Below are 12,576 nucleotides of genomic sequence, written 5' to 3'. Positions count from 1 at the left end.
GCTGTTCAGTGCCTATGAAATAAGCTTCCCTTGACAGGGAAGCTTATTTCATCTCGTAAACATTTCTTTTAGTACACGATAGGCCCGTTGTTGATCGACTTCTTGCTGCTCCTGCAGCAGTAATACGGAGCGCCATATCCACTCCTGATTTTTCAGGTGTTCAAACTGATCATGATTAAAAAAGGCGAATACGCTAATATGTAAGGCTTCCGCTATTTTTTCAAGCGTTGCGAGCTGTACGTTTTGCTCGCCCCGTTCCAAACGACCGATATACGTTCCATGGGATTCCAAGGCTTCGGCTAATTGTTCCTGTGTTAAACCTCGAAGGTTGCGGAAATGTCGAATTTGATCTCCTATCATTTTAGCAAGGTTCATGTCCAGTTTCGTCACCTCTCTTTACATAGAAGTGTAGACAAGGTGTCTGTAAGATTGGAGGCAATTATAAATTCATTATTTATATAATTAATTGAACTTTAAAGTTCTATTCGATATACTTTTCCCATATCACCTTTAGTTCTGCCTACAAAAATGATTTCTGCGTAAAGAGTAAACCTAAAAGCAGGAAAAGCGTTTTATGCAATTCAAGTCAAAAGAAGGGGGATGGGACGGAGCTTTTCTTTGATTGTTAATTTATCACTTATTTTTAAAAAATTGCTTTAAAATTATCCAATGGTATATTGTAGTAAGATCATTTTTCGTTTTTGTGGGAGGGAATTTTGATGCAGGTTGTCACTCGTTGTTTGCGCACCGAGATCGAACACCAGCAAAAACTACATGGCTATAGTCTTACGAAGCTAGCTGAATTAACTCGTATCCCCGTCGGAAATTTAAGCAGCATTTTGAGTTTGAACGAAGCTTCCCGATCAATGACCATTGGTCAGCTCGATACTTTAGCCATGGTTTTTAATCAGGCTCCTGGTTGGCAGTATGAACTATATCCGGATGAATGCTACTCGGAAGATCGGTTATCACGAAAACGGTTAGTTCCGTACCTGGTCCGATGTGCGGAGGTCGGCCGGTACGATTGCATTGAACCGATCGTCTCTAAGCTGCTGGATAATCAAAAAAATGTATCGATTCTTTTTGCTGTTGCGGAAAAGCTGTTTCAAAATGAAAAGCCAAATGAATCCGCCTATTTTTACAATCTGGTGATTATTTACTAGCCGGGGAAAGTGAAGAACGAATTCGCTACCTTGCCCGGATCGGTGCTATCTTTGAGTGATTATACGGCATTAAGAACTTATACGACGCGGTATACAGGGCATCGACAGGTGCCGGGTTTGCCGCCCGAAGGTTGGCCGAGCTTTGCTACAAAATAGAAAACAAAATAATCAAGTTCCACATAACCCCTCTACTAACCATAATATACCTCCTTTTGAATTTTATATTTAAATATAAATCGATTTATGACATTATGTTAATTGTACCATATTATTCCTTTAGGGAGGTTATCCACTTGACTCCTAAGCGTATTCCTGCCGTTATCGCCACTTCTTTAGCAGCTCTAACACTCGTTGTATCTCCTGTTGTTGCTCATCCAATTTTCGAAAAGGAAGCTGTGACAAGCTCGCAAGTTGCATCCTCGGCTGCACCGGTTGTTGTAGGCAAACCCCAAGGTCAAGATAACGCTACCGTAAGATTTATTGACGAGGCATTAGCGAAGAAAGACTCAGGCAGGGAAATTACTCCACAAGGGAATATTAGCGAGGTTTATGCTTATTCGACCTACTCAGTACCCGTATAAAACCGTTGCAGACGGTAATTTCAATGTAGGTCCAAGGGAACAAGATTCATTCTTATGCAGTGTTCCTAGAGGCGGAACCAATACGATTGCAAAAACGATTGAGGTTAGTGCCAACGTCAAAATTCAATCTAGTGTTGGAGTTGAACTTCAAAAAGTCATTAATATCGCATGGACAAATGAGGCAACTGGCGGGTTCAAATACACATATTCAACAACAAAAGTATACACGGCTCCGGAATCTGTTCCTAACCATCGTGATTACTACGGTGCTATTCAATATGACTTAGGATCAACGATTGTCAACAAAACCGATGTTTATCGTGTATATAATGGGGACAGGTATATGTATGATACCTCTTATACCAGCCAGCAAAAAGTTTACGCTAAAGTTCCAAAAGCAATTGAGTACTCGCGAGATTTTCAATGAATATCGTTCCCGTTTGTTTCAAGCAACGCTATATAAAATCAATATTGTTCCTCTGCGATGTGCCTCAACAACTTGGCAGGATTACCCGCGACAATCGTATTTGCAGGAACATCTTTCGTCACTACAGAACCCGCCGCTACAATAGAATTGTCACCGATTGTTACCCGAGGCAAAATGGAGCAATGTCCACCAATCCATACATTGTTGCCAATAGCAATCGGTATACCGTAACCGCCTTTATTACGGTTTTTCGGTTCAATCGAATGACCCGCTGTGTAGATTCCGACATTTGGTGCAATCATACAGTCGTCGCCTATGCGGACTTCCGCCATATCCATTATGGTGCAGTTGTAGCCTGCATAGAAATTACGTCCGACATGGATGTTATATCCCAAATCACAATGGAAATTATGCTCGATGCTTGCTCCTTCACCAACGCTGCCGAACAGTTCTCGAATTATTCGTTCTTTCTCTTGCGCGTACTCAGGATCGCAGTCATTGAAGGCTTTCACAAGCTTTTGCGCACGCAAGCTTTTCTCCCGCAGTTCATTCGTTCCACGTTCATAATAGACCTTTTCTTTATTATTTCCGTTCATGGAAGTCCTCCTTAGTACAATGTTTACTAAGTATACACGAGAGAATTCTCTTGTTGAAGGGAGGCGTTCTTCGGTGCCCCCTCAAAGGCGTTCAGTCCCACGTTATTTCAGAATAAACAATTCCTCGACGGGAAGACCAAAAACTCTTGCCATCTTAATGGCTAACACTGTACTCGGTATGAACTTGCCATTTTCAATCGTGTTGACCGTCTTTCTGGTGACCCCAATCAACTCTGCTAACTGTTCTTGTGTCAAATTCATTTTGGCTCGTTGCACCTTTATAGTATTTTCTAGAACATCTTCACTCATCGTCGAGAACCTCATCTTTGTCAAGGATTAAGTAACTTACTAGGGGAGAAATGACACCAACAACGAGCAATAGGTGTAAAACAAGCTGGATATTTAATGCAACATACAAGCTGAGCGTAAATAAAATCCCAACCAACCCCAAAATAACCCAAAAGCCTATCCTAAAGCTCTTAAGTCGAATCACTTGAAAATACTCATTATTTAATGAAATGGCCAATGGGCGCTTCTTTTGCATGAGAAACGATAACAGGACAATTTTCATGAGATAATACGCCCAGACAACCCCACCAATAACAGAAATAATGGCAGTGAAGCCTGTGATTAATTTGACAGTGTCTACATGTAGATACTGAATCAAATAGGTCAGCTGCCATATTGCAAAACCAATCAGGCTTCTTTTAATGAATTTTGTCCTGTCCTTTTCCAACTGTGTTACTTCAGATGCCAAATGGATCTCCCCCTCAATAATGTAACCTTTAGCACTCATAATATCACCTTAGAGTTACAAAAACAAGGTATACTTTCAAGGGTGAAACCCCGTGATAAAATCACTCGAAAGAGTGTGAGCAAATCATCAGACCGTAACATATAAGCAGCTGTTTCAGAAAGTATATCCTCCGTGCAGCATTGCAGACAGTGTTCAAGCGGGTATCGTATCGGGAAGAAACGGCGCGGAATTGGCTCCAAAAGCGCTTATTACGAGAGCTGAAGTAGCAGCAATTTGGAAACCCCGCATGAGCTGATGAATATCATTACAGCTTCATGAGCGCCCGCTTCTCAATCCGCGACACATACGACCGCGATATCCCCAGTTCCTTCGCAATCTCCCTCTGCGTCCGCTCTTCACCAGCAAACTCCAGCCCAAACCGCCCGACGACCACTTCCTTTTCCCGTTTATCCACGACATCGTCGGCTTCGGTACCGAGGATATCAATCAAGGTGATCTCGTTCCCCTTCTCTTTTGCAGCAAAAAAAGTGCCCCACCAGGCACTTTCCTCCCTAACAATCGCTATACTCTCCACTGCTCCAGCTCGTCGATGATCCGATGCTGTCCGGATGGCGCCCAGCTCATGCTGACCCAATTTGGAATAAGGACCGTCTGGTTCGCCTCCATCTCGCTAGCTCCCTGCCAGGCAATTGCCTTGAGCAAGCCGCTATCCTCTTCGGAATCCTGATACACCAACAAATAATCAGTATCAAAGGGAGTCAAGCTCTCCACCGTAAAATCCTTGATTCTTTGGTTTGTCGGAACGAAGCTGCCCGGCTGCAGTCCCAGCTCGGCGTACAGCAGATTGCTAACTGGATGGTCGATTCTCCCTTGCACACGGATTTTGCCGTGCTGCAGCCGGACCAGCGAGATCGTTTTGCTGCCGATGGTTTGCGCCAACCGCTTCCTCGCAGCCTTCACCCGAGCCTCCAACTGGCGGCACGTATACCGCGCCTCGGCTTCTCTGCCGACCAACTCGGCCAGCCGCATAAATCCCCAGCGCCAATCCATCGTGAGGCGAAGGACAACGGTAGGCGCAATCTGCTTTAAGCGTTCATAAAGCACATGGTGCATTGCATCGACGACGATGACATCCGGCCGGAATTCGCGCATTTGTTCCAGTTGTAGTTCTACGAAGCGCTTATCTTCCTCTGTGTCCCTGCTCAAAAAAGAATCCAATTCGAAGGCATCCTCTACCCCCAAGGACTGCAAGCAGTCTTTGTACCGGAAGCAGGAAGCGGTGGCGATCTTTATTTGTTTTCGTTTCATAAAAAGCGTGGGTGAAAGGCCAACCGCCTTCTTAAACATCCGGCTGAAATAAAATTCACTGCCCATGCCGACGGCGCTGGCCGCTGCCTTGATCGAGTAATCCGGCTGCTGCAGCAAGCGCTTGGCTGAATCGATACGGATCTGGTTTAAATATTCAACCGGAGATATGTTTTTCGCTTTTTTAAAGCCCCTCGAGTACGAGGTCGGCGTCAGCCCTGCGAGGTCCGATAAGGTTTCCAGCTTGATTTTTTCGCCATAATGCTTATGCATGTAGCCAATCGTTCGTTCGATGCCTGTCTTCGCATTCTCACTCTCGCAATGAACAGTGAATTGCTCGTTCAGCCCATGAAGCAGGCTCTGAAAACGCTGCTGGATACAGGGGTCAGTAACCGCCCGTTCCTTACTGTCCTCATACAGCCGATTCACGCCCTCCAACATCGGCTTACTCATGATGGACTTCAAGCTGCCCGGGGGTGCAGGATCAGCAGGCGTCAGATTCCAGCCCCCCTTGCGTTTAGCCAAGGCAAGCTCCCGAACCCCAAGGAGATAAACCTCCAGGTCATCCGACTCCTGCAAAATTTCGATATGCATACCCGGGGTCAACCATACGCATTGTCCCGGCTTAATTGGAATATTGTGATGCTCGGTATAGAGGTGCCCCTTCCCTTGCGCTGCGATGCAAAGCAGATTCCCCGGAACCCGCTTTGCATGCAGGATGTTCCGTTCGTGGTATCGGCGCTTGCGGATGGAAGACAAATAGACGAAAGCGTATGCGCGTCCCGATGCCGGAAGCATAGCAAATTTCCCCCTTAGCAAGTTAGAGAATGAGAATCATTATCATATATTTGAGTATAAACGCTCATTCTCCTCTTGAAAAGGTTGGGAGAGGATTATTTCTCAATAATTGTCAACAACTCTTCCGCAGGGGTACGTTTCCGTACGGGAGGAACGATTGCCGGATATCCGATATGGAGAACGGCGACGATTTTTTCCCCAGGCTGAATACTGATCGCACGACGGAATTTCGGATCATAATTATAGTGGTTCGTTTTCCACACCACGCCTAGCCCCTGCTCCCAGGCAGCCAGCTGGAAATTTTGAATTAATGCACAGGTTGCTGCATAATCTTCGTCCCATTGCTTTTGACGCGCGTCCTCCTTCAGCACGACCACAAGATGGGCAGGTACCTCCAGGAAATATTCCCGTTTGCGCTTCCCGTACTTCCCGCGTTCTTCTGCTGCGTAAGTCGAAATCATGGCATCCGCCAAAGCCACCCGCCCTTGCCCTTTATACAAAAGAAAGCGCCAAGGCTGCCTGTTCTCATGATTCGGCGCCCAGATCGCCACATTCAGGAGGTCCAGCAGCAAATCGTCTGCCACGGGGTCGCTCTTGAATTGCCGGATCGTTCTTCTTTCTTTGATCACTTGGGCGATTGCACCTGCTTGATGGGAGTTAGATAAGGATATGTTCATCTTTTTGACCTTCTTTCATGTTTGGTATCGTGACGTTCCTAGTAGCCCGATCAGATTGCCGCCCTTTCCCTTTCGGTATACAAAGCGGTGTACTGAAGAACGGATCGGACAAAACCTCGCATTCCATGCCGAAAACGTGCCGAACAAGCTCGGAATTAATCACATCCTCCGGCTTGCCTTGGGCGTAAACGGTTTTATCCTTCACCGCAATCAGATGATGCGCATAGCGGCATGCCAGATTGAGATCATGCAGCACCATGACGATCGTGCGCTGTTCTTTTTCATTCAGTTCAAACAACAAATCCAGAATATCCACCTGATGCGCCATATCCAAATACGTTGTCGGCTCATCCAGCAGAATCGTCTGCGTCCCCTGTGCCAGTGTCATCGCAATCCAGGCCCGCTGCCGTTGGCCGCCCGACAAGGCATCCACCGCCATATCGGCCAGCTCCGCCGTCTTGGTGACACGCAGCGCATCCTGCACATAACGCTCATCGTCCTCCGACCATTGCTTCAGCCAGTGCTGATACGGGTAACGTCCCTGTTTTACCAGTTGAAAAACGGTCAGACCCTCCGGCGCGATCGGCCCCTGCGGCAGGATCGACAAACGCTTCGCAATGTCCTTCGTCGGAATGCCGGCAATTTGCTTGCCGTCCAAAATAATTTCTCCCTTAGCAGGCTTCAACAAGCGGGCCATCGACCGCAGAAGCGTTGATTTGCCGCAGCCGTTGGCGCCGATGAATACGGTAATTTTTCCTTTTGGAATGGAAAGGTTAAGTCCTTCAATGACACTCTTCCCTCCGTAGGTCAAATGCAGCTCTTTGGTCTCTAAGGTTTGCACAGCAACTACTCCTTTCATGAATTCCGTTTGGTATACAACAAATAAATAAAGAAAGGCGCGCCGATGGCGGAAGTGAATACCCCAACCGGTATATCAAGCGGAAGAAAGAGCGTGCGCCCGACAAGATCGGCCAGCATTACAACCGCCCCCCCTAGCAAAGCGGCAACAGGCAGAACATTTTCAAAGCTGGAACCGACCAGCTTCCGCGCCATATGAGGTGCAATGAGCCCCACAAAGCCGATGCCACCTGCGACGGATACCGCCGATCCGGCTAGCGCTACACTGATGAACAGCAAGATCAAGCGGTTCCATTCGACGGCGCTGCCGGCGCTGGACGCGATATCGTCACCGAGCTGCCCGATATTGACATGCCGGGCCATGATAAATGCGAGCGGAATCAAGATTACAGTCCACGGGAGTATGGTGAGCACATTTTCCCAGTTCGATGCATACACGGAGCCGGTCAGCCACAAGTACACTTGTGCCGGATCATTCGTCGGGCTGAACACGATCATCATCGTAGTCGCAGCCGACATCAAGGCGGCCATACCGATCCCGACCAAGACCAGCCGAATGGGGGTGACTCCCTTTTTCCAAGCCAACAGATATAAAATAATCGACACGATCGCCGCCCCCAGCATCGCCGCGACAGGCAACCAACGGATGCTGAGCACACCTAGAAAATACGTCAGGAACGTCACCGCGCCGACAGATGCCCCACCGGTTACGCCCGTAATATCCGGGGAGGATAACGGATTTCGAATAATGCCTTGCAGAATCGCGCCTGCCGCTGCCAACGAAGCACCCACCAGCAGAGCAACGATGATGCGTGGAAGCCGGATTTTTTGAATCACCATCGCGTGCTCTTCCGCACCCATGCCAAATACACTACGAATCACGTCAAGCGGTGAAATCACCATTTCCCCGAGTCCCGTGCTGACAATCGCGACAGCGAGACAAGCTACAAACAGGAGAAGCGTAATGCGAACCGATTTCCGGTGTATCAAAAAAGAGACGGCTCCGCCTCTAAAACGAACCGAGTTATACAACTTCATGCTTTGGCCAGCCCCTTACGCGCGATGTAGATGAAAAACGGAACACCGATGACCGCCGTCATGACCCCCACAGGCATTTCCTCCGGGATGGCGATAAACCGCGCGCCGATATCAGCCAGCATCAGTAAAATCGCACCCAGCACCCCGCAATACGGGATGACCCAGCGATGATCCATACCGCCAAAAAAACGCGAAATATGCGGGATGACAATCCCGATAAAACCAATCGGCCCCGCAACGGATACCGAGCAGCCCGCCAACACGATAATGAAAATTCCCGCCAGGGACTTCACGAGCAAGGTTTTCTGCCCCAAGCCTTTGGCCGTTTCCTCCCCCATCTGGAGCAAGTTCATATCCTTGGAAAGCAGCCAAGCTGCAATCCAGGCAATCACCATATATGGCAGCACCGTGATGAGAAAATCAGGAGAACGGCCCGCGATCGTGCCGGTCAGCCAGAAGAGCACCGTGCCGATACCCTGCTGATTGAGTACCAGAACCGCTTGGGTAAAAGAGGAAAACAGCGCCGTCATCGCCGAGCCGGCCAGCACGATTTTAAGCGGCGTCAGCCCGTCTCTGCCGATGGAGCCCAGCATGTAGACCGTGACTGCGCCCAGCGCCGCCCCGATAAAAGCGATCCACATCAGTGTCGGCAAGGATGAGACGGAGAACGTAACCGCCGCCAGCACGACCAAAAAGGACGCTCCCGCATTCACGCCGAGTACGCTTGGGGAAGCCAACGGGTTGCGAGTGAGCGTTTGCATCAGCACGCCGGCAATGGCCAGGCTGGCCCCGACGGCAGCAGCGATGCAGGCCCGTGGCACTCGCGTCGTACGCAAAATAATTTGATCATTCACACTCTCGTCATAGTGAAACATGGACGACCACGCCGTCGACCACTCATACTGCGTCGCGCCGAACAGAACGCTCGAGACGAAGCAGCCGAGCAATATCAGCACGAAAATCAACAACCAGACGGCTCTCCAAAAGCCCGTTTTTGTATGGTTCATCATGAGATTCTCCCTATGCTCATAAAGGAATGAACGATCACATCGCTCATTCCTTTACCCAATTCCTTATTTAATGTCGAGATATTTGTAGAGGTCCGCCAGCATGGCTTGCGCCGCCATCGAGCCGCCCGCCAGATTCCATGTGATCGCGTCAACCTTAAAGTACTTACCGTTCTTGACACCCTTCAGGTTTTTCCAGAGCGGGTGCGCCTTCCAGTCGTTTTGCGATTTTTCAACTGCCGGTTCTGCTGCGTTCAATCTTGTAATGTCAAAAATATAGTCGCCATCCAGCTGCGACATTTGCTCTTTCGTCGTCAGATTCAAGACGGCTTTGCCCGGCTCAAGAATTTGCGCCTGCGGACGCGCCAAGCCTAATTCTTTGAAAATGGTGCCGGCAAATCCAGTCGCATAGAAGCGCGCGCTGCCGTCTCTTTCGAAGCGGACGATCGATACCTCGGTCTTCCCGAGCTTATCGCCGGCTTTTTGTTTGAATTCGGCTACCTTCTTATCCCAATCAGCGAGGATCTTGTCGCCTTCTTCTTTCTTATACAGCGCATCGGCCGCATATTTCAGATTCGCTTTCCAATCGAAAATCTCTTCTGTGATCAGCGTTGGAGCGATACTGCTAAGCTGCGGGTAAATTTTCTCGTGGCGGGCTTTCGTGCCGATAATCAGATCCGGCTTGAGCGCGATGATCGCCTCAACGTTAGGCTGTGTTTCTTCCCCGAGATTCTTCACCCCATCCATTTTGGCGCGAAGGTAGTTGTACCAAGGCTTTTCTTCCCAAGACTCTACCGAACCTATCGGTTTCACGCCCAGATGCGCGGTAATATCGGTCATCCCATTAAAAAGAACGACGACACGTTCCGGTTTTTTCTTCAGCGTAACTGTCCCCATGGCGTGCTTGATCGTTTTCTCGCCCGTGTCCGTAGTGGATGCGCCCGTTGCAGCCGGTGTCGCAGAACTGCTTGCGCTCCCGTTCGTCGTGGTTGAAGATGTGCCGCATGCCGTCAGCGCAAGCGTAAAAATGAAAACGACCATCAATTGCAAAAATCTCATTTTCTTTCTTCCTCCTCGTACAGCAAGGCAAACACAGTTGATGAGCAAGTCATCTCTATTTGGAATGCGGATGCTGAATTCTATTGATAATAATAATCATTATCATTATAATGGGCAAGTTTTATATTTGTACATATCGGATTTTATCCGTTTTAATGACTTATTTTATCTTACGGAAAGTTTAATAAACGTTCCAAACAGCAGCGTCAATATGTGCATCGCAAAAAAGACCGCCGTCCACCACACAGGGAAGGCGATCTTTTTCGCGATTCTTAGCATAGACTACAATTCAGAGGCTATCCGCCTTCCCCGGCCTTGCGAAGCGTCAGCAGCCCGATGCCGAAATCGGCGCTGGCAAACAGGAGCAGCACCGACTGTCCCTCCCGAAGCTGGCCGCTGTCCTCCGCCTCCTGCAAGGTAACGAACGGATCGCTGCCCAAAAAATGAATCGCTTTCCGCGTCTGCCTTACATAAACGGGAATCCCGCAGCGCTCCCCAGCCTCGCCGACAGCCGCCACGAAGGAAGCGGACACGTTCTGAATCACCAGCCGATCAGGCGCGTTCCCCGCCGCCTTCATCTCCTGAAGCGCTTGCCCGGCTAGACGGGCGAGCGCCAGCATCATCCGTTCGTAATCGGCCGTCGTCCACGTTCGCATCGGTCCGGCTTGAAGGAACGGCCGAATGCAGCACTTCGTTACCTCGTACTCGCCCGCTTCGGTTGCTACCGTGCACAACACCGCAGCGTCCCCCTTGATCGAGCCTGTCCAAGGCGTCCGGCTGAACGGATACTCCGTTCGATCCGCAATGCAGAGCAAGCCGTTCGTCCCTTCTCCATCCTCCAGCATGCGCCTGTACCAGTCGATCGCCCGAATACAGGCGAGGCTTCCGAGCTGTCCGAGCACGAACGGCAGTACATGACGATGCCCGAACTCGGCGCACAGCTTGAACCCCGGCAAGGTCGTCAGCGGACGCTGCACGGTTTCGTGGCAGTAGCAGATCAGATCAAACCTCCGGTCCGCTCCGAAGCGGCGCTTCCCTTCCTCGCACAAATAGTCGACGGGATGCTTTTCGAACACCGGAATCCGTACCGCGGGAAGCGAAGAATGCGGCGGACCGGGCTCCACGGTCGGCCAAGGCGAGGACATTCCCGCATGCGCGAACAGCCATTTGGGCGGACTATCTTCCCATGGCTGTCCCGCCTCCGCGCAGTAGGCCTCCAAGGAGCATTCCGCCTCCGGAACGATGCACCGAAGCCCGCTAATATACAGCTTCTTGCCTTCCGGAAAAACTTGCGCGCTCATGGCTCCCCTTCCTCCTTGGCCGGAATCCCGGGCCGATTCATCGGCACATACCGATGCAGGGCGCAGCCGAGCGTTCCGGCTGTGCCGATGGTAACCGTCAAATAATAGTCCCCCGGCAGCAAGGCCCCGTCGGCTAACGCGCGCCAAATATTGTAAGGGATGTCCCCATTCGTAATATGCCCGACCTCGCGCAAGGTGGCGTAGTAAAACATATCCGGCGAAACCCGCAGCGAACTGGCTACCGTCTCCCAAACCTGCCGGGTCGTATTGCCGCACACGACGAGACGGATGTCGGAAAAGGTGAGCCCGGCTTCGTGAAGCGTCTCCAGCATCATCTTGCGAATACTCATATAAAAAGTCGCATGGAACCGCCGCAGGCGAGACGGATCGTTATCGTAGACCTTGCCTGCCGTTTTATACTTTACGGCAAGCGTTTGATGATCGCCGTATTCCCGGCGGAATAAGCAGGCGCTGGCGCTGTCCCCGCTAAGGACGAACTCATTGATATAGTAGAACGGATGGATACCGAGATCGGCGGTCGCGAACAGCACCGCTTTGTCCGGATCACGGGCCAACGGATAGGCGGCCATGCGCAGAAACCAGTGGAACGTCGAGCAGGAATGCTCCTCGACCGGGTACAAGGGAACATGCTCCCAGCCCCAGCGCAGCAGCATCGTTTTGAACAGATTGCATTCATGCCAAGCTACCTGTGACGTATGCGCAAACCAGATTTCCCCGATCTCGATGCCTTCCCGCCTGCAACGCTCCGCTACAGGCTCAAGTGCCCGCTCCGCCATTTCCTCCATCGACAGGCGTCTTTCGACCGCAACGGTCTCGAACCCCCGCTCCCGGTAATAAGCCTCATCGTGTTTAAGGGGGTACCCGCAATGTACCGCGTTTGAAATGATGTCCGCCATCGGTACCGTCAGCTCGGGCCGATAGACGGAGAAGTCATCCATATGAAACCGCCCTTGCATCATCCGCAGCCCTCTTTCCTGTCGCCGCTTGG

General features: G+C 50.3%; 16 protein-coding genes and 1 pseudogene. 4 read left to right on the top strand and 13 right to left on the bottom strand.

What is annotated here, in order from left to right; translation table 11 throughout:
- Positions 1-48: 48 nt before the first annotated feature.
- Positions 49-375 carry a helix-turn-helix domain-containing protein gene (locus NLX71_RS07205; protein WP_254362810.1) on the bottom strand — a complete coding sequence of 109 codons (327 nt, stop codon included), beginning with the start codon at positions 373-375 and terminating at the stop codon, positions 49-51.
- A 344-nt stretch (positions 376-719) separates the two neighbouring features.
- On the opposite strand from NLX71_RS07205, the gene NLX71_RS07200 reads away from it, so the two are divergent.
- The 3 genes from NLX71_RS07200 (at position 720) to NLX71_RS07190 (ending at position 2,171) form a co-directional block, all read left to right on the top strand.
- A complete protein-coding gene (locus NLX71_RS07200) occupies positions 720-1,163 on the top strand; it encodes a hypothetical protein (RefSeq protein WP_254362809.1) in 444 nt (147 codons plus the stop codon).
- Positions 1,164-1,456: 293 nt separating this feature from the next.
- On the top strand, positions 1,457-1,744 hold the full coding sequence (locus NLX71_RS07195; protein ID WP_254362808.1) for a hypothetical protein: 288 nt from the start codon (positions 1,457-1,459) through the stop codon (positions 1,742-1,744).
- A complete protein-coding gene (locus NLX71_RS07190) occupies positions 1,713-2,171 on the top strand; it encodes a hypothetical protein (RefSeq protein WP_254362807.1) in 459 nt (152 codons plus the stop codon). The genes NLX71_RS07195 and NLX71_RS07190 overlap by 32 nt, the downstream gene beginning before the upstream one ends.
- A 38-nt stretch (positions 2,172-2,209) precedes the next feature.
- Here NLX71_RS07190 and NLX71_RS07185 read toward each other — a convergent pair whose 3' ends face one another.
- The 3 genes from NLX71_RS07185 to NLX71_RS07175 all read right to left on the bottom strand — a co-directional run bounded on the left by NLX71_RS07185 (position 2,210) and on the right by NLX71_RS07175 (position 3,524).
- Positions 2,210-2,767 carry a sugar O-acetyltransferase gene (locus NLX71_RS07185; RefSeq protein WP_254362806.1) on the bottom strand — a complete coding sequence of 186 codons (558 nt, stop codon included), beginning with the start codon at positions 2,765-2,767 and terminating at the stop codon, positions 2,210-2,212.
- A gap of 102 nt (positions 2,768-2,869) precedes the next feature.
- Positions 2,870-3,076, bottom strand: coding sequence for a helix-turn-helix transcriptional regulator (locus NLX71_RS07180; RefSeq protein WP_160043326.1), 207 nt, complete (start codon positions 3,074-3,076; stop codon positions 2,870-2,872).
- The gene (locus tag NLX71_RS07175; protein ID WP_254362805.1) at positions 3,069-3,524 is read right to left on the bottom strand and encodes a hypothetical protein; all 456 of its coding nucleotides are present in this window, start codon (positions 3,522-3,524) and stop codon (positions 3,069-3,071) included. Before NLX71_RS07175 ends, NLX71_RS07180 begins: the two co-directional genes overlap by 8 nt.
- Positions 3,525-3,672: 148 nt before the next feature.
- On the opposite strand from NLX71_RS07175, the gene NLX71_RS27005 reads away from it, so the two are divergent.
- Positions 3,673-3,819 (top strand): S-layer homology domain-containing protein, encoded by a 147-nt coding sequence (locus NLX71_RS27005; RefSeq protein ID WP_375377899.1) that lies wholly within the window; start codon positions 3,673-3,675, stop codon positions 3,817-3,819.
- Positions 3,820-3,828: 9 nt separating this feature from the next.
- On the opposite strand, the pseudogene NLX71_RS07170 reads toward NLX71_RS27005, so the two are convergent.
- From NLX71_RS07170 to NLX71_RS07130, 9 genes and pseudogenes are all read right to left on the bottom strand, one after another.
- A pseudogene (locus NLX71_RS07170) lies at positions 3,829-4,035 on the bottom strand (sigma factor-like helix-turn-helix DNA-binding protein); the annotation flags it as partial.
- Between the two features lie 50 nt (positions 4,036-4,085).
- Positions 4,086-5,627 carry a helix-turn-helix domain-containing protein gene (locus NLX71_RS07165; protein ID WP_254362804.1) on the bottom strand — a complete coding sequence of 514 codons (1,542 nt, stop codon included), beginning with the start codon at positions 5,625-5,627 and terminating at the stop codon, positions 4,086-4,088.
- 95 nt (positions 5,628-5,722) lie between these two features.
- Positions 5,723-6,304: a nitroreductase family protein gene (locus NLX71_RS07160; RefSeq protein WP_254362803.1), complete on the bottom strand. Its 582-nt coding sequence runs from the start codon at positions 6,302-6,304 to the stop codon at positions 5,723-5,725.
- A complete protein-coding gene (locus tag NLX71_RS07155) occupies positions 6,285-7,163 on the bottom strand; it encodes an ABC transporter ATP-binding protein (RefSeq protein ID WP_254362802.1) in 879 nt (292 codons plus the stop codon). The genes NLX71_RS07160 and NLX71_RS07155 overlap by 20 nt, the downstream gene beginning before the upstream one ends.
- The gene (locus NLX71_RS07150) at positions 7,160-8,200 is read right to left on the bottom strand and encodes a FecCD family ABC transporter permease (RefSeq protein WP_254362801.1); all 1,041 of its coding nucleotides are present in this window, start codon (positions 8,198-8,200) and stop codon (positions 7,160-7,162) included. Before NLX71_RS07150 ends, NLX71_RS07155 begins: the two co-directional genes overlap by 4 nt.
- Positions 8,197-9,207, bottom strand: coding sequence for a FecCD family ABC transporter permease (locus tag NLX71_RS07145; protein WP_254362800.1), 1,011 nt, complete (start codon positions 9,205-9,207; stop codon positions 8,197-8,199). Before NLX71_RS07145 ends, NLX71_RS07150 begins: the two co-directional genes overlap by 4 nt.
- A gap of 66 nt (positions 9,208-9,273) precedes the next feature.
- Positions 9,274-10,266, bottom strand: coding sequence for an ABC transporter substrate-binding protein (locus NLX71_RS07140; RefSeq protein ID WP_254362799.1), 993 nt, complete (start codon positions 10,264-10,266; stop codon positions 9,274-9,276).
- 296 nt (positions 10,267-10,562) lie between these two features.
- Positions 10,563-11,567 (bottom strand): hypothetical protein, encoded by a 1,005-nt coding sequence (locus NLX71_RS07135; RefSeq protein WP_254362798.1) that lies wholly within the window; start codon positions 11,565-11,567, stop codon positions 10,563-10,565.
- The gene (locus NLX71_RS07130) at positions 11,564-12,547 is read right to left on the bottom strand and encodes a 3-oxoacyl-[acyl-carrier-protein] synthase III C-terminal domain-containing protein (RefSeq protein WP_254362797.1); all 984 of its coding nucleotides are present in this window, start codon (positions 12,545-12,547) and stop codon (positions 11,564-11,566) included. The genes NLX71_RS07135 and NLX71_RS07130 overlap by 4 nt, the downstream gene beginning before the upstream one ends.
- Positions 12,548-12,576 lie beyond the last annotated feature (29 nt).

This window comes from Paenibacillus sp. MZ04-78.2, from assembly GCF_024213375.1.
In the GTDB taxonomy this organism is placed as follows: domain Bacteria; phylum Bacillota; class Bacilli; order Paenibacillales; family NBRC-103111; genus Paenibacillus_G.
The sequence above is the reverse complement of the archived record's forward strand: the minus strand, read 5'-3'. Positions and strand labels throughout refer to the sequence as shown.

Coding starts and splice junctions, on each gene's coding strand:
- NLX71_RS07205 (WP_254362810.1), bottom strand. CDS start 375: ATGAACCTTGCTAAAATGATAGGAGATCAAATTCGACATTTCCGCAAC.
- NLX71_RS07200 (WP_254362809.1), top strand. CDS start 720: ATGCAGGTTGTCACTCGTTGTTTGCGCACCGAGATCGAACACCAGCAA.
- NLX71_RS07190 (WP_254362807.1), top strand. CDS start 1,713: ATGCTTATTCGACCTACTCAGTACCCGTATAAAACCGTTGCAGACGGT.
- NLX71_RS07185 (WP_254362806.1), bottom strand. CDS start 2,767: ATGAACGGAAATAATAAAGAAAAGGTCTATTATGAACGTGGAACGAAT.
- NLX71_RS07180 (WP_160043326.1), bottom strand. CDS start 3,076: ATGAGTGAAGATGTTCTAGAAAATACTATAAAGGTGCAACGAGCCAAA.
- NLX71_RS07165 (WP_254362804.1), bottom strand. CDS start 5,627: ATGCTTCCGGCATCGGGACGCGCATACGCTTTCGTCTATTTGTCTTCC.
- NLX71_RS07160 (WP_254362803.1), bottom strand. CDS start 6,304: ATGAACATATCCTTATCTAACTCCCATCAAGCAGGTGCAATCGCCCAA.
- NLX71_RS07155 (WP_254362802.1), bottom strand. CDS start 7,163: ATGAAAGGAGTAGTTGCTGTGCAAACCTTAGAGACCAAAGAGCTGCAT.
- NLX71_RS07150 (WP_254362801.1), bottom strand. CDS start 8,200: ATGAAGTTGTATAACTCGGTTCGTTTTAGAGGCGGAGCCGTCTCTTTT.
- NLX71_RS07145 (WP_254362800.1), bottom strand. CDS start 9,207: ATGAACCATACAAAAACGGGCTTTTGGAGAGCCGTCTGGTTGTTGATT.
- NLX71_RS07140 (WP_254362799.1), bottom strand. CDS start 10,266: ATGAGATTTTTGCAATTGATGGTCGTTTTCATTTTTACGCTTGCGCTG.
- NLX71_RS07135 (WP_254362798.1), bottom strand. CDS start 11,567: ATGAGCGCGCAAGTTTTTCCGGAAGGCAAGAAGCTGTATATTAGCGGG.
- NLX71_RS07130 (WP_254362797.1), bottom strand. CDS start 12,547: ATGATGCAAGGGCGGTTTCATATGGATGACTTCTCCGTCTATCGGCCC.